Genomic DNA, 25,674 nt, shown 5'->3' with positions numbered 1-25,674 from the left:
AATTATTTTTTTGAGTAGTCGAATCCATAGTTCTGTGCGCTTACAACAAAATCATTCGGTGAAAATCCAAAAAAGAAGGCATCCGAATAATTGAGCGCATGTACAATTCCATTGGTAGGATTAATATCGGTGGTAGCAACGCGAAAAATATCCGGCAACCGGCCAGCTGGCGGGGTATCCCCTTCCGGATACCCTATGTATAACTGCCGGTACCCGGCGTATTGCACTCCCCCGGCATCATAGAACACAGCGCCGATCAACATATTTTTGCCCATGTAGGAGGTGTAGTACTGCCCGCCGTAAACGCGGAAATTATTCGGATCGAGCTGCGGGTAATCGCTTAAGCGTCGCATCCCCTTAAAAAGATATTTGGAAAGCTGTTGCTTCAAAAAGTCCGGATGCAGCTGCGCCAGGTTGGAAATAGTATCTCTCCCCTGCGACAGCAAATAACTGTTTAACGTTTGCAGGGAGTTGATGATCGACGGATCGGCGGGTGCAAAAAAAGTAATCTGCTCATTCTGAAAAACATTTTCCATACCCGAAAGCTTTATGATCCTTACCAGGGAATCGAACAGATGGTAACGATTGCTTTGCAGATACTGGATTACGGTACCATTGAATTTCGGATCAATGATGCCCTTGTCTTCATAGTAACTATCCTTTTTGCAGCCGGTCATACAGACCATCGCTGCAATCCCCAGTATATACATCGAAAGCAACTGAATTCTTTTCATGGTTCTCATTTTAACGTCCCGATTAAAAATTTCTTTTCCTGTTATTGCCAATAATTGTTCAACTGCATACCCGGGTTTTGCGTGAGTGCCGATGAACTGATGGGCCAGGTCCATGCGCCCAATGCAAAATCATTTTCAGAAATCGGATGGTAACAAAATTTCGGATCGAGAATACGACCGGTTCTTACAAGGTCAAAATAATAATATCCTTCGCCAAACAGCTCTTTACAACGCTCGTAATAAATTGCATCCGACAGGTCCAGTCCCGGCGTTTCGCCCTCTACATATAAATCGGCACCCGATCTTTTTCGCACCATATCGAGGAGGGTGATCGCCTTTTGCGTTTTAGCACCACCCAAACTCGCACAGGCCTCTGCCTGTAATAATATGGCATCCGGCAACCGGAAAATCATCTGGCAGTCATCGGGGTTTACATCCTCGCCTGGCACTGCATAAATGTTCAGGAACTTAATGCACTGCAGCCGGTGCGGATCGGTATTCCCTTGCGGCTGGTAGAAAAACAAAGTCCACCGGAGGTCATTCTTATTTGTCGGAAACAATTGTTGCATAAACGCCGGGTTGTAGCCTGCGTATGTGCGGGTGGTCCCATTAGGCTTGTAGGGAGCGGTGAGCACATTATCGGCAAAAGAAGCAAACAGGCCAAAACGTTCGCCGGTATTCAGGTTTTGCCTGATTTCAAAAAGGCTTTCCGGTGTACCGCCTTTAAATACTTCATGCATTTGGGTAATGGGCATTAACTGGTAGGCCCCGTTGTTTTGTGTGAGCAATACCTCGCCCAGTGAATCGGTTTGCTGCCAGTACTTTTCTTTGTTTTCCTTGTCAAAACCGGCACACCACATATTGATATTCATCATAAGATCCAACGCACTTCCACGCATAGCCCGGGCTCCTTTATCTACCGGGTCGACATAGGTCCAGGGCATATTGTTTACAACAGTACCCAGGTCTGCCAAACATTTTTGCAGCACCGGAACCATTGCCTGGCGCGGTTCCGGATTCCGGTTAAATGCGTTGGTATAATAAGGAATATCGCCATACAAGCGGGCCATCATAAAGTAAATAAGGTTGCGTAAAAAAACGGCTTCTCCAAGAAACTGATCTTTCTTATCCTTCCGTAACACGTCTTTGTCTTTATTTACCGCATCTACCATGATATTGCAACCGGCTATAATATCGAAAAAAGGGCCCCATTCGGTAATTTTCGCAAAAGTGCCCACCCAGTAATTATTGTTGTAACTACCCGTAAGCGTTTTAAGGTCATTGTTGGCGGCCAGCGTAATATAATGCCTGCCTGTAGCGTCTACCCCTGCAACCGGCGCACAACGGAAGTCGCCCACCGCCGGGAAAAACTGAACGTCACAACAATCCAGGCCCGGGCCTGATTGCCCCATTGTTTTCCGGCGAAACTTGGCATAAAGGCCTGCCATATATTGGTCAAAATCATCCGTAGTTTTCCAGAAATTGTTACCCGAGAGGGCAAGAGGCGGGTTCACATTTAAAAATCGTTTGCAACCGCCAAAGCCGCATACCATTACAAGGACCAGGCATGTCATGGTGATTGTACCTATTAATTTATTCATCTTACCGGTTTTTGAATACATAGTTTGATCACTGATTTTATAAAGCATTTCATTGCTTAAAACGAAATATTAACCCCGATCGAATATCGTTTAGGGTTGGGATAGGCCCCCTGGTTATCAAAGCCCAATGTGGAAACGTTTTCAGGATTCGCTCCTGAATATTTTGAAATAATAAACACATTCTGAAGTACCCCATAAATACGCGCAGAGCTAACCCTGATCCTGCGTAGCAGTTCGTTCTTGACGAGATAGTTTAACGCGATCCGGTTCCATTTCCAGTACGATCCGTCTTCCAGGAACAGGGATTGATTGTACCGGTAAGGGTCAATGGTTCCGTTGGTACGGTAATCAAAGGGGTTCGGATAGCGGGCCACATCTCCCGGCGATTTCCAGTAATCGTACTGGTCAATAGGTATTGCTGCACCGCTTTTATACAGGTCAAATCCAATGGGGTTGTAAAACGTACGGAATTTGTCAGCAAGAGCCGTATTGAGTACATCCCTGAACAAGGTATACGTTACATCGGCATTAATACTCCACTGTTTGTATCTCAGGTTTAGAAAAATACCCCCGTTTACTTTAGGCAACGGATCATACAGGGCCGTCAGGTCATTTACGTCAATTATATAATCTCCATTGAGATCTGTCCACCGGGGGCTCCCACCCCTCAAAAATACATTGCCTACTCTTACGGGTTTGCCGGTAACGGGATCTACCGCTACATCTTTGTCGGTGGGGTACACGCCTACCGTATTATAAGCAAGCGTGGTAATAGGTTTACCACCAACCGTTACCAGGATGGGGAAGTTAATGCCTTTCTCACTTAAAACCGTGGTAAACTGGCTAAGGCCACCTTCCAGCTTGGCTACATAGTTTTTATTATAGGCGCCGTTTACGGTGATATCCCAGCTAAAATCGCCCTGGTTGCCCGACCGATAAGTCACTGCAAGCTCATGACCATATTTCACCAGCGACCGGTCGTTTACTTTTATGGAGCCAAACCCGGTGGTATTGGCCAGTCCGATTGCAGCAATATCATTATCAATAGATGTATAATAAAAATCATACACCAGCGATAACCGGCTTCTAAAAAACTCGCCATCATAGCCCAGGTTAAACGTAGTATTGGTAATGGGTTTAAAGTCTACATTGGGGAGCGCATCCCTGTTATACACAATGGTAGGCTTGCCCACATAGGTAAATGCATAGGGTTCCAGCTTACCGTATACATCAAAGATGCTGCCGGTGGGTATCAGTGTGTTTCCATAGCTTACCCTAAAACGGCTTTCGTTGGCCCACTTAAAGTTTTTAAACCAGTTTTCCCGGTGCAGGTTCCAGGTAAAACCAATATTCGGCGTTTTAACAAACCCGGTATTCGGCCCGTTGTTGGAAGAGCCTTCCGAACGGTATTGGAAGTTCAATACATAGCGTCGCCGATAATCGTAGGTGAATACACCTCCATATCCCACCGACCTGCGGTCAAATAAATTGTTCACCACCCCATCTCTTGTATTTACAAAATCATAGGTAACGGGGCCATATAAATTGTCATTACCCGCGCTGTTGATGAGGTAATAATTCCCGCGGCTCACCGATCTGGTAATTTCATTAAACAGGTAAAGGTTAAACGTATGTATTTCTTCTTCATTTTTAACCAGCGATTTCACATAGTTGACATCGCTTAACAGGTTCAGCATATTGTCTTTCTGGTTGCTGGTAATATACGACGGCCGCCCGGAGTTAATAAGGGATGGTTTGAAATTATCATACACATTTGAATTCAGAGAATAGTTAAAACGGGTGTGCAGCACAAGGCCCTTAAGCGCAGTAAGCCTGATATCCAGATTTGGTGCCACTACCAGTCCTTTATTGTCATTTTTTGCAGCGATCCCGGCTACCGCACTGGCATTTTCGGAAAATGCAGAGGGGGGCGGCAGTAATGAAGACGCCGCTTCTGCTGCGGCTATGCCCCGCTGGGAATAGGCAGAACCGGAGCCTACCTGCTGCCGGGTAATCCCGGAGCTGATGTTAAAATTTACATTTAAAACTTTGTTATCATAACCCAGGCCGGAACTGATACTATACCTGGTGAGGCCCGTATTTTGCAGGATCCCGTATTCCTGGTAATAGCCAAGATTGATCTTATAGTTAAATTCCTTCATACCACCGGACACATTCAGGTTCGTGGTAAAATTGGTGGTGGGTCGTTTAAAGATCGACTGCCAGTTTACGCTGTTATTGTAAAACCGGTTTAAACTATCGGAGTAATAAGGATACCGGTTAATATCCGCCAGTCCCAACCGGTTGGCAAAAGAAGTATCATATGCCAAAATTTGCTGCAACCGGATGTCTCTTTCACCCCTGCCACCGATCACTTCTCTGAGCCGGGGCACTGAATTATAGAACACGTTCGTGGAAAAATTAAAAACGGGCCGGGGTCCCTTTCCTCTTTTTGTAGTGATCAGGATTACGCCATATGCACCTCTTGAACCCCATAAAGCCGTAGATGCCGCATCTTTCAATACCTCTATTTCCTCTATATCATCCGGGGGAATAATGGACAAAGGACTGGCCCCCTGACCACCGGCAGCATTGGCATATTCAAAGTTCGAGTTCATATCAAAGGGCACCCCGTCAATTACAAACAAGGGTGACGTAGGCGTTAAAATAGCATCCGTTCCCGATCCCATAATACCGGTTGATGACAGGCCCCGGAGCTGTACCACACTGCGCACACCCGGGCTACCAGAGATATTTTGCACGTTAAGACCAGGCACCCTGCCTTGCAGAAGCGACTCCACGCTGGCTGCAGGCTGGTATTTGATCTGCTCACCGCTGATTTTCACCGTGGATCCTACGTTACGATCCTTGGAAACCTTTCTATAGCCCTGTACCACTATTTCATCCACATTTTTAGCGTCCGGCTCCTCCATTTCTATTGTTTGAGGCGATCCTAATACCGCTTTCACCGTTTTATTCTGATACGATATATGCGTAATAGTAAGAGAAGCACCTTCCGGTGTAGCAACCGAAAAATGCCCGCTCGAATCGGTAATACCCAGCACTTTTGATTCACCGCCGGCAAGAGCGATAGAAGCACCCTGAACCGGTTGGCCGGTTGCTTTATCTATAACCATTCCTTCATACTTGCCTTTGTTTTGAGCAACCGTAGTAGCGGAAAAAACGAAACAGCAAAGCATTGCTAACAAAATGTATCGCATAAGCAAAAATTCTCTTATAAATCTCTCAACAATAAAGTTTACAAATATTTAAGCCTTTTCTCCTTTCCAAATTAACCATCTGTAAAACGCGGGTTATCCCGTTTAAACCAAAAGATAATCTGCCAGTCTCCTTTTTCGTAGATCGCAAAATCAAACAGAATCTGCGCTACCAGGCGCTGGTTTCCGAATCCCATCCGGTCCCAGCTGATTTCGGTGTGCGCCATCGTACCGGCAGAATTGGTATACTTTGTGGGGTACTGTGTTAACAGGGGTATCGGATAGGCTACGCTGTATTTAACAGCAGTGTCGGAAAGCTGCATATCAAAACCATGCACCAGCGTAGACCATTTGGTAAGATCAAATTTGCGGGGATCGATCGGCTTTTGGATGGTATCTAAAAATTTAAACGTAAGGGAATTGCCGTTTCCAGTTTTCAAAAAGATAATGTTCACGTCCCCTTCACTTAACCGTCCTCCCCTGCTTTCACCAAATACATTGCTCACCAGCCCCGGATTGATCGATCCCGAAGTCACCTGGCCGGTGAGCCGGTCGAACCTGTTGGGCTCGTAAGGAAGCTGCCGGAAGGGCTTCAGCCGCATCCCTGAGATAAACTTAGAACCGCCGGCATTGCTCACCTCCACATCAAAAACATATCCTGAATCGGGCTGGCATTTTATTAAATTGGAATTGGCTTCAGACCGCATCACAAATTGCCCGGAATGCGATCGTATTTCAAACAACCGGTTAGATGTAGTTACCCGTTTATTTTCTATCTCCTGGAGGGAGGTTTCATTACCGGTATAAAGTTCTTTCCAGCTTTTTACCTCAAAAACATTTTCCAGTTCCGGCGCTGGTTTATTATCATAGGTTCGCAGGTTCAACACTTTAAACGTAAGCGGCTGCGTGGATCCTTCAAAATTAAAATCGGAAGTAAGCGTAACAAAGGATCTCCCAAGCGTAGGCTCCAGCACTGTTTGTTTAAACATTGCTTTCGCGTTGCTGAATTGAACACGATCTTCCGGCACAAACTTTTTAACGCATGCTATAAAACAACTGGAACAGACCAGCAGTAAAAAAGTCAACGTCGAAAACTTTATTCTCATTTCAAATATTTTAATCGATGTATTAAAAGGTCTCTGGTCGGCGTTGCGATCAGGTGTTTAACAATCTTGACAAAAATTCGCCAAATCCAAATACATGCCCGGGCGAAAGATCGAATACAATACCATTGGTGGCATTAGTACCAGACACTACCGTAAATGTGGTAACCCAGAACCTGCTGAAAATTGAATTTTTGATATCCACAAACGAAAGCTCCAACGGCCCGCCCTGCACATATCCGCCGGCACTTTTCTTATTATAGATCACTTTCATGGTATACCCGTAATGCAGCGAAGGAAAATTCAATCCTTCAAAATACTGCGTCAGTGAATCGATGTTCACCGCCTTGGTAAGCACATATCTGCTCAACAGAGTGTCCAGGTGTTTCTGATCGATGGTAGACAGGGAGAGGGACGGCTTATTCTGAAGCGCCCGCACCTGGTTGAGTCCCTTAAGTGCTGTGGCAAAACTGGAATTGTCGATCGCAAAAAAAGAAATGTCGTTTTGATGTTGTAGTGAATCTTTGATGGAAGGCACCCTGTCGAGCACCAGCAGGAGCGAGTCAAAATGTCCTGCGGGCTGCTGTTGTAAATATGCATAAATATTGCCATTGAATGTAGTACTATGCGTAGCTGTATAATACGGCCCGTCTGCGTTCTTGCTGCAACCGGCGCCCGCAAGGAGGATGATCAGTAGCATTAATAAGCTGAAAGTTGTTATTTGATATCGCTTCAGATTTTTCATAACCATTTTTCGTTTACAGATTAACGCAACTATTTATTGGCCCAATAAGGATACTGTTGAATGGAAGGGTTGCTGGCAAGCACCGCTTTTGAAACCGGGCAATAGATTCCTCCTTCATCAATAAGCTTATTAAACCCTGCATTATTACGTCTTAACTTATAATACCGTACCTGATCATACCATCGCCAGGCCTCACCGATGAGCTCTCTTCTGCGTTCCTTAAAAATGGCCTCCAGAATATCGCCGTCTTTCGTAGCCGAATAGGTATTGGCACCCCTGCTGATCAACTGCTCGTTCAGCGAGGCTATTGCCCCGTTGGTATTGCCGATGGCGGCGCTGGCTTCCGCTTTTAAAAGCCGGATTTCATCCAGTCGTGAAAAGGTGATATTGGAGCTGTATACGGCAAAGGAAACAGATCCGTCTGCGTTACTTCTTCCATTATTGAACACTTTTATCTTGCTGAAAATGGGCGTGGATGAAAAGAAATTTTTAAAGTACTCTCCGGCAGTAACGATTCTGAGAGTGCTGTCCACTACAGAGGTCCGCACCGTGTCGAACCGGAACCGCTGATCCAGGGGACTGGTAAATACCGCCGTAATGACATCCGCCGGAACATAAAGATCCGGAATGGACTTGGAGGTAAAGGGAGCTGCCATTGTCCAGCTCTCGATATGCCCGTCTCCACTGGTTCCGGACTCCCCGAACTGCCAGGATAAGGGAAAACCCATCAATACCCGCGGACCGCCGTTTTCAGCTCCTCGGTCATAAAAAACCCCGTTGGATGCCGTAAGTTGTCCGGTTGTAGCATAATCCAACTGGCCGCTGCTTCTGCGGTCGATCACAAACTGTGCATATACTTCTGCATCGGCATAGTGACCCTGCCATGCTGCAATATGAGCCAGCAGCCCATAGGCCGCTAATCTGCCAAAAAGCATAGTCCGAAACTGATCGGAATTCTGCAAATGAAAACTGCCCGTTTGCAGGGGATCTGATCCGCCATATATATAAGGTAAGAAATCTACGGCTTTTAATACTTCTGCCTCACAAAATTCAAGGATCTTCCGTTGATCTGTTCGTGGAATTTGAGGAAATGCTCCGTCAAATGAACTGGTAATAAAGGGGATGTCACCCCAGATACGCACCATCATAAAATACGCCCATGCACGCAGGCAGCGCATATGCGCAATATCAAGGTTGTTCATAACCCTTGTGTAACGGGTATCAACCATTGCCTCACCCGAACGCTCTATGTATAAATTAATGGCGTTAATCACAGCATAAAACCTGCGCCAGTCTTTCATTTCCTCTAATAGCGGAAACTGTGTATTCAACTGCCCGTCTATAACTGCTTTCAGATCTGCGCGGGCGCTTGATACGAAATCGCCGCTGCGAAGCTCACCCCACAACAAATAATTATTGTTGGTTGCCAATGCAGTTCGGAACAGGCTATACACACCAAAGAAATTACTGTTAATATCATCGTAAGAATCCCAGGCAACTGTTTCACCGTATAAATGTTGCGACTCGATATTGAGCTTTTTATTACACGATAAAGTGAGCGCCAGAAAAAAACCTATAAATGCAATTTTCGTAAAACGGTTTGTTGAAAACTTTTTATACATAAGATTGCTATTTGATGGATCTACCATTTTAATGTTTAAAAGACACTCTTGCACCGAGTGTAATTGTACGCGGCAGCCGTTGCGCATACCCGGTATAATAGCCCTGGTAGTTCACAAGCTCGGGATCGCCGTTTTTAAAGGGTGAAACCGTAAACAGGTTGGTACCCGAGAGATATACTTCTAAATTCTCAAACACCTTCCGGTGACCGTTTCCGTTGCCAAAACGATAACTTAATGTTACCGCCCGAAGCTTCAGGAAAGAGGCATTTTGAAGAAATAAATCCTGCCCGGACTGAAACGGATCCACATTGCTCCAGGGATTGTATAAGGGATAATCGGAAGGGTTAAAGTTTTTTTGCCAATAGGTAATTTCCTTTACGGTTGACAGGTCATTACTGTTGTCGTTATTTGCAAAATTCAACCGGTTTGAAATTTCCTGGTTCAGCAGCTTTTGACCCGCAGCAAAAAACAGGTTGATGCTTAGCGAAAATTGCTTATAGGAAAAATCGTTGATAAAGCCTCCGGATACCACCGGTAATGAATGCCCCGTTAACATCTTATCCTGCTCATCAATTATGTTATCGCCGTTATCTTTCCACTTAGGATCTCCGGGGCTGAGCGCGATCCCATTGTACGTTTGAACGCTACCATCTTTTACCGGTATTTCGGATTGGTTATTATAGATCCCCTGGTTCTGAAGTAACCAGTAAGCGTCGATGGGCTGCCCCACCTTGAGTAACCGGTTACCGATAACCACTGATTGCCTTCCATCGGGAAGAGCCGTGAGTTTATTCTTGTTAAAATTGACGTTAACTGCAGATACCCAGTTTAGCGATCGTGGATTTGTTAAAAGAGCGGCTTCTATCGTTGCATCAATACCTCGGTTATTAACGGCCATACCGTTTTTATAAACGCCCGAGTATCCGGTTTCTCTCGGAGCCGGCATTAACAGCAACAGGTCCTTATTATCGTTATTATAAACCTCCAATCCAAGGTTTATCCGGTTGTTCAGAACACCAATGTTCATGCCGAGGCTTGCCTTATGTGCCTTTTGCCATTCAACCCCATAGCTCACCCATCCCCGGGAATAAGGCCTGCTCGCTACACCAGAGCCCATATAGGACGGAATTACGGGATCTCTCGGCCAGCTTATACCGGTAGATACGTAAATGGGGCCCTGGCTGTAAAAATCGGTTGAATAGGGCATACCAATAACGCCGTAAGATGCTTTTACAATAAAATTGCTGATGGTTGCCTGCTCTTGTAGCAAGGCCTCCTTAAGGTTCCAGGATGCGCTCAACGTGGGTGATGTAATCCATCGCTTATCGGGTTGAATGAATGATCCTCCATCCCGGCGAACGATAGCGGTAACATCGAGCGTCTTTTTGTATGAAAAATTCAGGCTTCCATACAGGGCGCTCAGTCCAATCCGCTGCTTGTCGCTGGCAACAAGAAAATATTGAAATGGCTGCTCGTTGATTTTGTTGGGATCGATGTCGATGGGGCGCACCTTAATGTTATCATTCGGTGTATTATACCCGTATCCATAATCATATTTTTGAACATCCGACTGATAAGACTGGCCGGCCTCAATTATAAAACGGCTGTCTTCATTGAGCTGGTAGGTATAACGAAGCGCATTGCTGATAAGTATCCGCTGGTTATACCCGAAGTAGTTGGATGTAAAGTTGTTTTTTTCCAATAAAATCCGCGGCCAAAAAGCATCCCGGCTATTTTCATTATAATCGATATTGAAGGTTGAAATAAACCTCAGGCTGCGGGCGATAGTGGCGTTGATTTCCGCCATTGCCTGTAATGCATTCACCTGGTTGTCATCAAGCGGCTCTTTGCTTGCGGCAGAGAAGATATCCAGGTATTGCTGGTACGCCTGCTTATTAGGCGCCAAAGGGCTGCTTAACGAAGGCGTATAGCGTACTTCGGAAAGACGGTCCCTGAAGCTTCTGTTGCGACGGCGATCTAAATGCGTTCCATTAAACAGCGCTGTAAACGTCATCCAGTTAAATGGTTTTAAGCTCGTGCGGGCCGAGAAACCGGATCTTTTCAGTTGTGCATCATCCTGCCCAGATCCGTCTGAAGTATGATTAACAGAGAGGGCAACATTCGCCCGCGGGTGCTTACCCAATAACATACCGGCGCTTGCCGAATAGACGGGCACCGGCCGGTAATACAAATCCGTCCAGTTGGCGGGACCGTAATAGTTTCCATCGGCCACATCTCTCAGGTAGGTGGGGATTACGCGCAAATTTTCGGAAGAGGCATACTTGTCATAGAAGGGCTTTCTCCAGGCCGTTTCATATGCTGCGTTCACCGGTGTTACGCGCTCATTAGATGCAAATCCGAAATAAGTGCTTGCAAACGATTCGTTACTTCCTTTTTTAGTATCCTTTGTTGTAATCCAAATAGCGCCATTTGCCGCAATGGGGCCCAGTTTGGCCAGATCTGCGGGATCTTTTAATACTTTAATGCTTTCTATGTTCCTGCTATCTAAGGTGGACAGGAAATTGGTAGCCGGTCCAATACGGGTAAAATCGGTAACCTGTATATCAAATACCAGGTTGTTATCCGGTATCATAGGAATACCGTTTACAAATACGGTGGGTTGCTGTGCATACAGGTCTTTTTTGGATAAAAGGGGTGCCTGTAGTCCACGGACAAACATATACTGCTCGGTGCCCGGCTCCCCGGATGGCTCCTGCACATATACGCCTGCAACGTTCCCTTTCACCAATTGCTGTACCGAAACATAGGGCTGGTTTTTAAAATACTTTAATGGCAGCATGCCGGTTTTATAGGCAGCGCTCCAGTTTGCAGAATCGGATGGGCCTGTTGCCAAACTGCTATCAGCTACCGACAAAGAATCTTCCGGATGCTCCTGGCCATAGCTATACCCTGCGGTACATGCCAAACACAAAGAGGATAGCGCAATAATGAGATAATAACCTTTTTTGCTCACAGTTAAATTAGCTTAAAGATGAAGTACAAATTAGAGTTGCCTAAAAACGCCGCGATCAGCTCAGCGCAGCATATGTTTCCCAGCCATGAATCGTTTTAATTTATGGTTTAAGTTTTTGTTTGTGGTTTAATTACAGGTCTCTCTATAGGAGCATACGATACCCAGGCAAGACTTCCCGTCATTTTTCAGACATGGCAGTATCACCATTTTCGGATGCTTTCAACCATCTACGTTGCCTTTTCTGTTTATTCGTTTAAATAAACAGGAGCAACACATCCAAACAAAAGCAGAGTTATATTTACCGCTTCTGCTTCGTTTCATCTAATCAAAAAAACAGCCGGCTTAACGGGCAGCACATCGTTGTTTTATATTTTCAATTTTAGTTTATGCAATCGAAAACAAATGTTCAAGGTCGAATCATGCACAAAATAGAAAAAATTTTTAAGAAAAAAATATATTTTTCTTTCCTGTCTATTATTTTTTTTCCGGAAGCCGGTATCCGGATTTAGCGTATGTGTTTTTGCAATACGATCCACTATTATTACTAATGGCACTGTAGCAGAAAACCTGTTCATCTGCAAAACGCTACTGCATAAAAAATGCGACAACTTGCATACCAATGTATACAAGATGCCGCAATGAGTCATTGTATTCCGTTACAACCAGATACTCCTTAGAAACCTAAAATATTCGTGTGTCTAATGCCTGCCGGCACAACTAAGATCATCATATTCTCACTGTCTATTCAGAAATAATCTTCCTTACAGCATTATTGGTTTTGTCCAATACATATACAGCACCATTCTTATCTACTGCCACACCGATGGGACCAGAGAACGTGGCCGCCCCACCTACTCCGTTAGTAAAACCGGGCGTACCGCTTCCGGCAAAAGTACTTACCTCCCGGGTACCGGCTTTTATAAACCGGATCGACTGGTCGGCGTTTGCGCCGCCATCGCCCGTTCCATTTCCGGCTACGTATAAATTGCCCGCATCATCAGCGGCTAACCCCCAGGGATTAACAAAGCGCGCAGCGGTACCAATACCGTTCACGTACCCCGCTTCATTGTTCGTTGCCCCGGCGATGATGGATGTCTTCCATGTATTTGCCTCAATTCTCCATACCGCCTGGTTTCCCATTCCTACCGTATAAATGTTTCCGTCAGGGTCGCAGGCAAGACCCGTGGCCCATGTAAAGCCCCCCGCGATCACATCATGAAAGGACTGGTCTTTTTTTAACCGGTATATCTGGGATGCCCATATATTTGAATAATAAATATCTCCTGTTGCTTTATTTACGGTCATATTCCAGGGCTCGTTCTTTGTCCAGGCAATGGTGGTAGCGGTTCCATCCGGTGTAATTTTACGGATATCCCAGTTAATCGCATCCACACAGTATACATTATCGTCTGCGTCGAGCCCTAAAGAAAAAGGCCAGTAAAACTTTGCACCGGTGCCTTTGCCGTCGGCGTGCCCCGGGTTACCCGGTGATCCTGCAAATACGGATACATTACCGGCGGAATCGATCTTGCGGATACAATTATTTCCCGCATCCGTCACATATACGTTTAAAGACCGGTCTACCACAATACCCGAAGCACGGATCCAGTTGTTCACCGGGTCCGAGAAATGAAATTCGGCATTGGTTCCATTTCCGTTTGCAAAGCCCGGTGTTCCGCTTCCTGCCAGCGTAGAAACAACATGCACATATTGATAAGTGAAAACACCTGTACTGGTTGCGGTTTGCCCGTCCACTGTTACCGTAACCGGGCCTGAGCCTGTTTTTTTGGGAACAATCGCCATGATCTGGTGATCATTGGCCGCAATGATCTTCAGGCGCCGTCCATTGATGGATACGGCGAGTCTGGAAGTATCTGCACTGAAGTTCTTCCCGCTAATCAGCATTTCCGTTGTGCTGCCTCCCTGCGTGGGTGTAAAGCTTTCAATACTTACAGAGCCGCCGCCCGCGTCTGTACTATTTTTTTTACAGGCGGTAAAAAGAACCGATACTATTATATACCCGGCTATTGCTATAGAAGTAATATATTTTTTTTGCATATCGTTTTTATTAAAGACCACAGTTTAACTGCATTAAAAAGTCGGGGTTACCACCCGGGGTTCTGCACCAACCCCTTGGCATTATCCATTTCCGTTTGTGAAATAGGGAACAAATACATTTTATTGACCCAATACCGGGTTTCAAATAAATTACGGTTATAAAAATCCGTAAACCCAAAACCCTGGTTGTTGTCATTGGCATTTACATTCATCCGGTAAATGGCCAGTTGTTTGGGATCGTTCATCATCAGCCGGCGCACCAACGTAAAATAACGGTCGCCTTCAAAACATAATTCGATTTGCCGTTCGCGCAGTATCACTTTCCGCATGGCTTCCTGGTTGCCCACAGAACCGGGATAAACCGTTTCAAACGCCGGCAAACCAGCTCTCGACCAAATGGCGTTCAGGTATTTTAAGATATCCGGGTTGGCCGGATCGTATTCGTTCAGTGCTTCAATATAATCCAGCAGTATTTCGGCATACCGCATATGAATATACGGGCGGTACGAAACCTGGCTGTTACGGATATTGCTGGCAGGACTCACATATTTCTGCACCAGGTAGCCGGTCATATCCGGGCGGTTGGTAACCGGGGCACCCGATTTTCCCGAGTAGTAAAACTCTGTTCTTCCACGCCCGTCTATATTTTGTGTTGAAGAAAAATAGTTCCGGTCGTCCGTTGTGGGCGCAGCCACGGCCGGCTTGCCGTTGTACATAACCGATGCATAAAACCGGGCTTCGCGACCTGCATACATGTTGCTGTTGCCTTTCACATAACCACGGTTCACCCCGTCTTTTGCGGTGCCCCATTGAGCGGGGTCGTCCTGCTGAACAAGTCCCTGTTCCGTATAACCGGAGCCGGGATCATCGATGGTGCGGCCATTGCGCATATAAAAAGCATCTACTACATTTTGGGTGGCGCATTGCATATTAAAGCCCGCAGGCCCCGGGGCGCACCGCACTTCCATTCCCCATATCCACTCATGCCCGGCCAGGTTGGATGAAAAAATAATCTCCTTGTTCCAGTTGGAAACAAATACATTGCGGTAAGAAACCAGCGGATCAAAATTGCCATCCCCGTCATCTGTATTCCGGTATAGTTTATAGGTATCCAGATCAATTACCGCTTTTGCCGCGTCTGCGGCCACTTTCCATTTGGCGGCATCATATGCCAGCGGAGCAAGAGCCGTGCCGTCATGGTTCTTAAAGCCGGCAAACATCGGGTTGCCATTCCATAGCGGGCTTGCTGCCAGTAAGGCCAGCTGTGCCTTTACAGTCCAACAGGCACCCTTGGTGGCTCTTCCATAATTGGAAGTACTGGCCCAAGCTGCAGGAAGTCCTGCTGCTGCCCGGTCCATTAAACGGTTGATCTCCGCCACACAGGAATCAAAAGGCGCACGGGTATACTGGCTGTAATTTTCATCCAGGCCCAATGTACCTCTCAGCAATACAAAGGGGCCGTACTGACGCAGGAGCCGCCAGTAAAACCATCCTCGTAAAAACAGCGCTTCGCTTTTATACTGTTGTTTTAAAGCATCGCTCAGCTCCGCCGAAGGTACTTTATCAATGTTCTGATCAAACACAATGGATTGGCGGATGCCTGCATAATAAGTGGGCCAGTAATTCCAGTAATTACTCTGCACGCTCCAGTTGCCCGTTACCATTTTCCGGATATCAACATTGGGGAGGCTGCAGGAAGTTTCATCGCTGCCTCCCAGCGTGGTGTAGTCATCCGGCTGAAGGATCACACGGCTGTATACCTGGTTCAGGTAAGATTCTGTTGTGGATCTTTTTTGCCAGATCAGATCAGAGGTCAGCAGGTTGTCCGGCTTTTCATCTAAGTATTTTGCACAGCCTCCCAGCAGGAGCGCCGTGCAGCAAATAAAGAAGGGATATAAAAACTTATTCATGATAGATTCAAATTAAGCGTGATTTAAAACAAGGCCCTGATCCCAAAAGTGCCCATTTTGGTGATCGGGTATTTGGCGCCATTGGATCCCAGCTCCGGGTCCCATATTTTAAACTTGGAGAAGGTAAACAGGTTTTGTCCGCCCACATATACATAAAGGGAGCTGAGACCGATCTGTTTCATTTTATTGGAGGAAAAATTATACCCTATTGAAGCCTGCTTCAAACGCAGGTAGGAACCGTCCTTCAGCCACCAGGAGCTGTTGAGATAATTATTATCCCCGGTGCCGGCAATGGTCAGACGCGGATAGGCCGCATCCTGTCGGGGATTATCCGGCGTCCAGCGGTCTTTGATCACACTTAAAGAGTTGTTCGGGTACTGCCCCATGCCCGAAAAAGGGACCGGGCCCACACCCGGGGCACCAAGCCCATTGATGCCATATCCGTTGGCCAACACGCCCACATCTGCAATGCCCTGGAATAAGGCAGACAGATCAAAATTGTGATAGCTTACGGTAAAACCGGCACCATACAACCATTTGGGAAACCAGGATTTACCCAGGTAGGTCCAGTCATTGGCATCAATCACATTATCTCCGTTCAGATCTTTATAACGGATATCACCCGGCGCCACTACGCCAAATTGCTGCACGGGACGGCTCTTGATATCATTTTGGTCTATGAATAAACCATCGGCAACATAACCTGTAAATTCTTCAAACATGTGGCCGGCTCTTACCTGGTAAGTATTCTGCCGGAGCGGTTCATCGGCATAAATTACTTTATTTACAGCATAGGTTACGTTGCCATACAGGCGCAGGCCCAGTTTACCAAGCCGGTCGTTATACTCAATATTACCATCGATCCCTCTATTCCGGGCTTCTCCTAAGTTTGCAAATACCCGGGATCCATAATACCCGGCTATATGAGCCAGCGTGTTCCGCTCTACCAGTATATTTTTCCGGTGGTCTATAAAATAATCGGCGGTTATATTGATCTTTTTAAATAGTCCCAGTTCAATACCCAGGTTGGTTTTGTAAGAACGTTCCCAGGTAAGGTTCTGGATACCGATCACACTTTCCGAAATACCGCCAGCTGCTCCACCGTTCAATCCAAAACCGGTACCACGGCTGCCGTCCATTTGTGTAAAGTACGGGAACCGGTCACCCGTGCCGATATTATCATTCCCTACCACACCATAGGAAGCCCTGAACTTCAAAAGCGATAGGATCTCCGATGCGCCTTCAAAGAATTTTTCTTTGGATACTACCCAGCCGCCGGATACGGAAGGAAAGAACCCGAACCGTTTACCGGGTTCAAAATTCTCTGAACCGGTATACCCGGCATTCACTTCAAGCAGGTATTTGTCCAGATAACCATAATTGATGCGGCCGGCGATACTCAGGTTCTTATAAGGAATGGAACCGATTGCCGTACCGGCAGTGCTTACCAGGTGGTTGCGCATATTATAGAGTACCATGCCGCCGAAACGGTGTGGGCCAAATGACCGGTCGTAGTTGATATTCGCTTCCAGGTACATGGTACGGTCACCTTTTGCCTCCTGGGAATAGTTTAGAAACTGCTGCCCTACCCGGTTCTGGCTATAAACCAGGTTACCCTCTTCATCCCGTCCCAGGGCCTGGTACAGATCGTTGGTTCCCCTGCGGCGGTTGTCAAACTCGCCGTAACTGTCAAAGGAAAAACGGCCGTAGGCTGCTAATCCCCGGGTAATGGCATCTAACTTTTGCGTAATGGTAAATACAGATTGCACCGTGGGATGAAACTCCTTCGAATAGCCATTGTTCTGTACTTCATTCAGGGGGTTATTTCCATCTCTCGGGCCCGCCCATTTCCCATCCGGGTACTGGATGGGAAACCCTACCGGTGTGGTGGCAAACGTAAGGTACCAGAGATTGCCCGCTGAAATACCGGGGAACCGCTGATTCACGAGCATGGCTCCCAGGTTTAGCTGCATTAAAGTAGTACGGGTGATATTGATATCCAGGTTGGTTCTGAAGTCGTACCGTTTAAAGGAAAGATTCGGGTTGTAATTGTTAACGGTGTGCACTTTATAAGGACCTTCCTGGTCGTAAAACGAACCGGATACAAAGTAACGGACATTCTCCCCGCCCCCGGTTACATTTAAGTTCACATTGGTCAGCGAGGAATATTTTCTATACACTTCATCTATCCAGTTCACATTGGGATACATGTACGGATCGAGCCCGCTGGCGGTTTTTTGGATCTGGTCCGGGGTATACACTTCGGTAAGCCCCATATTCCTCCGTGCTTCATTGTAAAGTTCCATATAACTGATTCCATCCAGCATCTCCGGCCGGAAGGCAAAGCCCGTTAACCCCGTTTCTGCTTTTAAGGAGATTTTGGGCTTACCCGCAACCCCTCTTTTAGTAGTAATAATCAGCACCCCGTTCGCGCCTTTTGCCCCATACATAGCGGTAGCAGATGCATCCTTTAGCAAGCTGATGCTGGCCACATCTTCGGGGTCTATGTTATTGAATGCCCCGCCGTATGAACCGTTTACATCATCGCGCTGTACCCCGTCCACAATGATCAGTGGGGACACGCTCCCCGTAAAGCTGCCGATACCGCGAATGGTAAAAGTAGCATTATCATACCCCGGCTCCCCACTGGATTGCACGGAGATGACGCCGGCCACTTTTCCTGCCAGGGCATTGGTTAAATTGGGTACCGGCGTGCGCATGTCGTTCATATTTACAGAAGAAACCGCACCCGTAACCGTTATTTTTGATTGTTTTCCGTAGCCCGTTACCACTACGTCCTTCATAGCATCGGTCTTTACCGTTAACGTTACCTTTACGATGCCTTTATTGGGGATCACAATTTCCTGCGGATTCATGCCTACCATCGATACTTCCAGCAAATCACCAGGCCGGGCATCTACCAGGAATACCCCCATATCATCGGTTGCTGTGCCCATTGCTTCATTACCTTTCCGGGCAACGGTGGCCCCTGCAATGGGTATACCGTCCACATCAATAACGATTCCTTTTACCAGGTCGGTATCTTTTTGATGGAAGACCTTTTGCTCCGGCACCACCGTTTTTTTCTCCGGAGCCGGTTCCGGCTTCCGGCTTAATAATATTTTCTTTCCGCGTACCTGGTAAGCAATATCGCGGCTGCGAAACAAATCGTCCAGTACCGTTTCCAAACGCGCACCCTGAAAATTAACGCTTACTTTTTCTTTATCATTCAGCACCTGATTGCTGTAGAAGAAAACGTAGCCGGTTTGTTTTTTAATCGATTGAAATACCTGATAGAAGGAGGCACTTTGCAATCGTACTGTAATGAAGGGCTGCGCTGAACCGGTCTGTGCGAAGCTGTTGAAAACAGCCGGCAAAGAAAGACAGCAATAACAAAGCAATCGCAACGCTATGCTGCGCAACACCCTGGTTTTGATGTGTGGTTTACCCATAAAACATTTTAACTCGATGAATGAAACAGGAGGATGACAAGCACTCCCTTTTATGTAAATACAATAAACAATAAAAACGGGTGAATACAGGAACCGGAATTTTAAAAATGATTTTCTAATTCCGATACGGACACCATATCTACGCCCAATCTGTGAGGCATGCACCTGACGAACCTTACGCAGACCGGAAGGCTAAAAGCTGAACGTTAAAGGCTGGAGGTTGAATGTCCGAAGCCGGGGAGCTAATAAATATGCAGCGTTTGCCCGGAGTAGTAATATTTGATCCCCAGCGTGGTTTTCAGATCCTCCAGTAACTCCGGAAGATTGTTCTTATCCATCATACCGGAAACTGATTTTCCGGAGAGCGCAGCATTATCCATAGATATGGTTACCCCATAAGACCTCGATATCATGGTAACAAGCTCATGAAAAGGAAGGTCGTGAAAATAATACACGCCTGTCACCCAGGCCGTCACATCATTAACATCGACTTCTTCAATCCTAAACCCCTGGGATGTGTTATAAACCGCGGCATGGCCGGGCTGCAAAGGCTGTGCGACTCCGCCGGGCGTTCCGGTAAGGACTTTTCCTTCGATCAATGCTGTAGAAACAGTTCCGGTCTTATAGGTATTTACATTGAATTCCGTACCTATTACTTCTATGTTTGTAAGCGGTGTATGCACCATAAAGGGATGTTTACGGTCTTTGGCCACTTTAAAATAGGCTTCGCCTTCCAGGTACACTTCCCGGGTTTGCCCCCAAAAACGGAAGGGGAACCGGAGTTTCGAATCAGCATTGAGCGTCACCACGGTTCCGTCGGATAAATGAAGTTTATAATTGCCCCCCCTGGGTATGGATAACAGGTTTGCCGCTGTATCTGCAGAGCGGAAGTCCAGGCTGTTGGAATCCAGATTTAGTACCGTTTGCCCCAGCTTTAATTCCTGCTGTGTCCGGTTCAAATCGATCGATTCTCCTGATGCCAGCCGGAGGTTGGCCGCATTCCGGTTTTCCCGGATCAGGGAAGCAATGGTGCCCGTGTTCGTGATCCTTTTTTCTTTAAACAGGAAATAGGCAGCTACAACCGCCAGCAGCAGCGTAGCGGCCACTGAGAGGATCCTGCGCACCCGGCGGCCATGGCCAATCGCTGCCGTTGAAACGGGACGCATCCGTGCTTTTAAACTCCGGAGCTCCGCCTGCGGATCCAGATCCCTCAGGAACCGCTGCATTTCCGGAGTTTGCCCCTCCTGCTCCAACCGTTCCCAGATCTTTTTTACCGCCTCCTCCGAATGCAGTTGCTGACGCAGCAGCAGCGCATCTTCCGGGCTGATTGTTCCCGTCAGATGCTCCAGGTAGAGCGTAATTATTTTATCGTAATCATTGGTCATCCTTAATAAATACAATAAAAACCCAAACCGGGTTAATTATTTTTTTCCGTTCATTCCTAATCTTAATGTTTTCAACGCACTTTTTAAATGTGTTTTCAGAGAATTTACACCGATTCCCATCGCCTCCGCAGCTTCGCTGTATTTCTTCTCCTTAAAATACACCATAGTAAGCGCAGCCTTTTTCTGTCCTTTCATATCAGACAACAGCGCTTCCAGCCGGTCCTGGTGGTCGGCTCCATCATCGGGCTCTTCCGGCTTTTGGAGCTGCACATCCTGAAACCGGTTAAATAATTCCACCCGGGCATCTTTTACCTTTCTGCTTTTTATAGAGTTCAGGCAACGGTTTTTTACTGCAAGAAAAAGGTAGCCCTTTACATCTTTATGAAAATGCTCATATAATTTTTTCTCCCAGATGTCCAGGAATAAGGTCTGCACCAGGTCCTTGGCCTCGCTTTCGTTTTTTAAAAACAAAAAGGCATTTGCACAAAGCACCTTAAAATATTTCAGATATAGTTCATCGAACGCAGCACTGTCGTTATCTTTTAAACGGGAGATCAACAAAATGTCCTGCTGCTGCGACATAAAAGCATATTGGTTTAAATCGAACGAACCGGACCTGTTGAAGATCCCTTTTTTACACGCGTCCCTTCATTCCATTACAGTTGTGCTGTTTTCAGGATGGCCGGATTCCGTTTTAGATTCTGTTCCCGTCAAATATAACATAAGATTTTATCATAACCCCCAGCCCGGTCAATGCAATCGTTTTCACACTACACGGGAGGCTTGCCGCCGGCGCTGCAGTGTAAGAAGGAATATTCTGAACCTTAAGGTATGAAGCCGACGGTATCCCTGGGGATACCGGGGTTTTGGTATTTTATTTACAATGTATATTATACTGAGGATGTCGGATGGCCGTTATAAAAAACTACCGGAAAATGGTCCGGATTTTCCGGGTAGGATTTACCAGGAATCCGCTTTTTGATGGAGCAAAGTTAATTGTACTCCACCCGTTCAAAAAATACCCTAAAATGGGTATTTTTTGAACAAAACGATTAGAGCAAACAGGACTCCGGAACTGAACAAGATTTTTACCCGGTAGTTATCAGGGGAAAGACATTTTTCCCGGCGTTCAGCGCTGCAATTCCGATTTAAGCTGTATGAGTGTTCCCAGCAACCGCGTTGCAGGTACCCGGCCGCTTCCCGGCAACCGGTCTGCAGCGCGTACGATTGCCAGGTTCAAAGCATCGATCTCCGTAGGCTGTTGTCTCCTGAGATCCTGGTAGGTGGATATCAGCATCCCTTCAGAACACCTGCTGATCTGCAAAAGGCCGTCCATTACGTCTTCCGCATCCAGCCGTATCCCGTCAAACGCAGCCACCTTAATGCATTCGTCCACCACTTCCCGCGCCATCTCTACCACTTTTTTATTTCGATAAAAGATCCCATTATCAGTTTCCAGAAGCGGACAAACTGTATTAAAAACGCTGTTAATAATCGTTTTTTTCCAGACCAGGGGCCGGATGTCCTGCTCGGGACGGAATTCAAAATACCGGTTGTTTAGTTGCTGTATGATACAGGAAAGGTTTGCTACAACGCCCCTGACCACCCCCACCGGGGAAGCAGTAACGGCCCGGAACTGCAACCGCTCCCGCGATATAGACTGGCTTGTAGCGAAGAGCACGCATCGGAAGATCAGCGGGAAATGCCTGTTGATAAAAGGCTGCTCGATACCCAGGCCGTTTTGCATCAGCACAACCGGCACATCCCGGATCTTTGGCTCCAGCAACGCAGCGAGGCGTTCATTTCCGAAGGATTTATTCGCCAGAACAACCAGGCCATCAAAAGACGTCACACGCTCCGGAGTAGTCACATCTACCATTGTTTGAGCGGCAGTTCCATCAGGCAGGATTACTTCAATTAATTCCCGGTAATCCATCGTTCCGTCAACGCTTCCACGCAACAGGGTTACGTTCCTGCCTTCAAGTTTCAGGAACACCGCCAATGCCTTTCCGATAGCACCGGCACCAATAATATAAATGCGATCCGTCATTGCTCAATTTTCCTGTGTAAGATCTGCGTTATAATAATCCGCTGCCTGTATCTTATTTCCATGAAGACCATTCAGTAAGGCAATCTGCCCGATATGCGTGGTGATATCCAGAAGTGGTCCCTGAATGATCTTTTTCCATGTTGTTTCATCCAATATGGCAGTATGCGTAGCACGCTGTAAAATTTCCAGCGCTGCCAACAGCCGGTCGCGCTCCCCGTTAAAATCCAGCAATTCAGACGGAGCTGCATGTAAATATCCTCCCCGGACCAGGCTGGTTGTTTTAACCGCAAGGTCAAACATATGATGGATAATTTCTGCAGGCGTACGTGTATGCGCGCTGATGCCGAAGCTCCCAAAACCGGCACCTGACCCCTTGTTTACTTTTATAAACCGGTACCGGATCGCCCTGACCATATGTGCCGGCAGTTCATTTTGCTGGTTCATAATTATGTTTTACAAAAGCGTTTTTTCCGGAGTGTCTGGCAAAAAGGACGCTTTCAGTTTCACCCATTCGTCCTTTAAAATGCTGTAACAACAGGTATTCCTCCGGTGCCCGTCATACATCACGGTATGCTCACGAAGTAATCCTTCAAATATTCCGCCGATCTTTTCTATCGCCTTCCGCGACCGGAGGTTCCGCTCATCCGTTTTAAATTCTACCCGGTGCGCCTGTACTGTATCGAACGCATATTGCAGCAGCAGGTACTTGCAATGGCGGTTTAAACCGGTTCCATGGAACCGGTTCCCAATCCAGGTGGCACCGATCTCCAGCCGGTCGTCTTCATTTGAAATATTCAGGAATGAAGTGCTGCCGGCGTAACATTGTGCCAACTTACTATAGATGCTAAAGGAATACCGGGCCTGATTGTTTCTAAGAGTAAGAGCCTGCTCTATATAGGCCGTTAACAGTTCGCTGGTGTAAACCTGCCTGGGTGAAAACTGAAGCAACGCAGGATCCTCCGTAGCGATATCCAGTAAATGGCCCGCATCGGCTGCAACAAGCGGCTGCAGGATTACTGCTTCGTTTTCCAGGAAGATGGTTTCTGAAAATCTAAAATTCATAAAAAAAGTTTTTAACCCGGTCATAAATTACACCTTCGGCATTAATCCGCTGGAGATCCGGCGCCAGGCCCATCAGGTTTCCGAAAGCGCCTCGCCGGCCATCAGCCCGGCAACGCGGCTTCATTTTGAAAAAAGCCGGTTTTTACCAAATCTCCAATAAAAACACTTCTATTCAAAGCCATTTACAAATGCATCATCATCCCATTCCTCGCCTACAAAACAGAAACTTTTGCTTTCAGATCCTTCACGCGTGTTTCAAAATCCATCTCCGGCTTAAGCGGGCTTACAACCTGCTTAAATAGCCGCATCAATGCCTCCGAATGCGTATGGCTCTTTTGCATTTGCAGCTGGTAATGCACCAGCCGGATCCACACAAGGGCTTTCAATACGGTTTTATCCTCATTCCACATCAATGCCTCCACACTCAAACTACGTCCGGAAAAAGCCGTCAGCTGCGTTTGGATAACCACTTCTTCCATAAGATAGGCCGGAACCATATAAGCGATCTGCGTTTGAGCCGATACCCAGCCCAGGCCTTCTTCCTTAGCCATTTTATAAATATCCAGGCCGTAATCTTCCTGAACCTGGTCGCCCCGGGCGGTCATAATATAATCCATATACCTTGAATTATTCAGATGACTGAACGGGTCACAATCATGGAAGCGGATCTTCATCCTGCTTTCCAACACCTTCTTTAACATTGTTATTAAACAAATTTAAAAATATACCGATCAGTATATTTAAGGTCAAAAAATTATATTTTCAAACTCCTGATCATGGCCTCCAGGTAGTTCATAGCCATCTTCAGCTCGGCAGTGCGCCCGGTGACCTTGGCCTGCATAAAGGCGCCCTCGATCAACGATATCAGGATCACGGCTACCTCGGCAGGATTAGTATCAGGCTTTATTTCACCACGGGCGATGCCGCGTTTTACCTGGTTTTCTATTGATTTCTTCCAGAACTCCAGCGCTTCCGAAGCCCTCTTTCGCAACAAGGGATGCGTATCATCCGCTTCTGCCGCAGTGTTCAGGATCGGGCACCCCGATCGCAAAAACGGCACTTTTAAATAATTACGGTATACATCCGGATAAACCAGCAAACGTTCGATTGCATGATCGGCAGCCTGAATTTTCTCTTTTAAATACGCTGAAACCCGGTTGTAGTTATAATCAAAAACGGCCAAAGCAACCGCATCCTTGTTTTCAAAATTCCCGTAAATACTTCCCTTCGTGAGCCCGGTTGCCGCCGTAAGGTCCGCCATAGAGGTGCCCGCATAGCCTCTTGTATTGAAAACGGAAGCCGTTTTTTCAATAATTAACTGCCGGGTTCTTGCTGATTTTGATAACATCTCCATATACAGAATGCATCAAATATACAAAATATACCAATTGGTATATTTTTATTGCTTTATATTTTCATTCCCGCCGGGTTTTCAATAGCAGTGCAACACCCGCTTTGTAACTGCGCTTGTGCTAACCTCCGGTTTGAATAAGGCCCCAAACGAACAGAGGAACCGGCAGCAGGACCTGCCTCCCGGAAAAAAGGTGTTTTCATAGGTGCAACGGCATTCAAACAAACCAGGAATGAGTATCGCCTAGTAACAGATCGCCCACTTCATATCATGAAGACCGAACAAAATGAAATAAGGGGCCTCAAAGCAGATCCGGCAATTATTTTTCATCAGGAATGATAAAACTAATATGAAATCTTGTTTCCCGGTTTAAAACCTGATTTATTTTTCAAAAAACTACACAGAAGTG

Annotated in this window: 17 protein-coding genes; all 17 read right to left on the bottom strand. The window is 46.6% G+C overall.

Annotated features, from left to right (window positions below; all coding sequences use genetic code 11):
• Window positions 1–2: 2 nt before the first annotated feature.
• The 17 genes from LL912_RS23525 to LL912_RS23445 all read right to left on the bottom strand — a co-directional run bounded on the left by LL912_RS23525 (window position 3) and on the right by LL912_RS23445 (window position 25,268).
• Window positions 3–734: a hypothetical protein gene (locus LL912_RS23525; RefSeq protein ID WP_235556074.1), complete on the bottom strand. Its 732-nt coding sequence runs from the start codon at window positions 732–734 to the stop codon at window positions 3–5.
• A gap of 41 nt (window positions 735–775) precedes the next feature.
• A complete protein-coding gene (locus LL912_RS23520; RefSeq protein ID WP_235556073.1) occupies window positions 776–2,335 on the bottom strand; it encodes a RagB/SusD family nutrient uptake outer membrane protein in 1,560 nt (519 codons plus the stop codon).
• A gap of 56 nt (window positions 2,336–2,391) precedes the next feature.
• The gene (locus LL912_RS23515; protein WP_235556072.1) at window positions 2,392–5,556 is read right to left on the bottom strand and encodes a SusC/RagA family TonB-linked outer membrane protein; all 3,165 of its coding nucleotides are present in this window, start codon (window positions 5,554–5,556) and stop codon (window positions 2,392–2,394) included.
• A 71-nt stretch (window positions 5,557–5,627) separates the two neighbouring features.
• A complete protein-coding gene (locus LL912_RS23510) occupies window positions 5,628–6,659 on the bottom strand; it encodes a DUF5007 domain-containing protein (protein ID WP_235556071.1) in 1,032 nt (343 codons plus the stop codon).
• Window positions 6,660–6,708: 49 nt separating this feature from the next.
• Window positions 6,709–7,356 (bottom strand): hypothetical protein, encoded by a 648-nt coding sequence (locus LL912_RS23505; protein WP_235556070.1) that lies wholly within the window; start codon window positions 7,354–7,356, stop codon window positions 6,709–6,711.
• A 74-nt stretch (window positions 7,357–7,430) separates the two neighbouring features.
• Entirely contained in the window at window positions 7,431–9,023 is a 1,593-nt protein-coding gene (locus LL912_RS23500) for a RagB/SusD family nutrient uptake outer membrane protein (RefSeq protein WP_235556069.1), read from the bottom strand.
• A gap of 28 nt (window positions 9,024–9,051) precedes the next feature.
• On the bottom strand, window positions 9,052–11,997 hold the full coding sequence (locus LL912_RS23495; RefSeq protein WP_235556068.1) for a SusC/RagA family TonB-linked outer membrane protein: 2,946 nt from the start codon (window positions 11,995–11,997) through the stop codon (window positions 9,052–9,054).
• A 741-nt stretch (window positions 11,998–12,738) separates the two neighbouring features.
• The gene (locus LL912_RS23490; protein WP_235556067.1) at window positions 12,739–14,055 is read right to left on the bottom strand and encodes an NHL domain-containing protein; all 1,317 of its coding nucleotides are present in this window, start codon (window positions 14,053–14,055) and stop codon (window positions 12,739–12,741) included.
• 47 nt (window positions 14,056–14,102) lie between these two features.
• Window positions 14,103–15,965, bottom strand: coding sequence for a RagB/SusD family nutrient uptake outer membrane protein (locus tag LL912_RS23485; RefSeq protein ID WP_235556066.1), 1,863 nt, complete (start codon window positions 15,963–15,965; stop codon window positions 14,103–14,105).
• Between the two features lie 23 nt (window positions 15,966–15,988).
• Window positions 15,989–19,417 (bottom strand): TonB-dependent receptor, encoded by a 3,429-nt coding sequence (locus LL912_RS23480; protein WP_235556065.1) that lies wholly within the window; start codon window positions 19,415–19,417, stop codon window positions 15,989–15,991.
• Between the two features lie 242 nt (window positions 19,418–19,659).
• On the bottom strand, window positions 19,660–20,802 hold the full coding sequence (locus tag LL912_RS23475; protein ID WP_235556064.1) for a FecR family protein: 1,143 nt from the start codon (window positions 20,800–20,802) through the stop codon (window positions 19,660–19,662).
• 36 nt (window positions 20,803–20,838) lie between these two features.
• On the bottom strand, window positions 20,839–21,384 hold the full coding sequence (locus LL912_RS23470) for an RNA polymerase sigma factor (protein ID WP_235556063.1): 546 nt from the start codon (window positions 21,382–21,384) through the stop codon (window positions 20,839–20,841).
• Window positions 21,385–21,931: 547 nt separating this feature from the next.
• Window positions 21,932–22,852 carry a ketopantoate reductase family protein gene (locus tag LL912_RS23465; RefSeq protein ID WP_235556062.1) on the bottom strand — a complete coding sequence of 307 codons (921 nt, stop codon included), beginning with the start codon at window positions 22,850–22,852 and terminating at the stop codon, window positions 21,932–21,934.
• A 3-nt stretch (window positions 22,853–22,855) separates the two neighbouring features.
• On the bottom strand, window positions 22,856–23,296 hold the full coding sequence (locus LL912_RS23460; protein WP_235556061.1) for a hypothetical protein: 441 nt from the start codon (window positions 23,294–23,296) through the stop codon (window positions 22,856–22,858).
• A 9-nt stretch (window positions 23,297–23,305) separates the two neighbouring features.
• Entirely contained in the window at window positions 23,306–23,914 is a 609-nt protein-coding gene (locus LL912_RS23455; RefSeq protein WP_235556060.1) for a GNAT family N-acetyltransferase, read from the bottom strand.
• Between the two features lie 212 nt (window positions 23,915–24,126).
• A complete protein-coding gene (locus LL912_RS23450) occupies window positions 24,127–24,615 on the bottom strand; it encodes an acyl-CoA thioesterase (RefSeq protein ID WP_235556058.1) in 489 nt (162 codons plus the stop codon).
• Between the two features lie 53 nt (window positions 24,616–24,668).
• On the bottom strand, window positions 24,669–25,268 hold the full coding sequence (locus LL912_RS23445) for a TetR/AcrR family transcriptional regulator (RefSeq protein WP_235556057.1): 600 nt from the start codon (window positions 25,266–25,268) through the stop codon (window positions 24,669–24,671).
• Window positions 25,269–25,674: the final 406 nt, after the last annotated feature.

The sequence above is a fragment of the Niabella agricola genome, from assembly GCF_021538615.1.
Classification (GTDB): Bacteria; Bacteroidota; Bacteroidia; order Chitinophagales; family Chitinophagaceae; genus Niabella; species Niabella agricola.
This window is presented reverse-complemented; position numbering and strand designations above follow the sequence as displayed.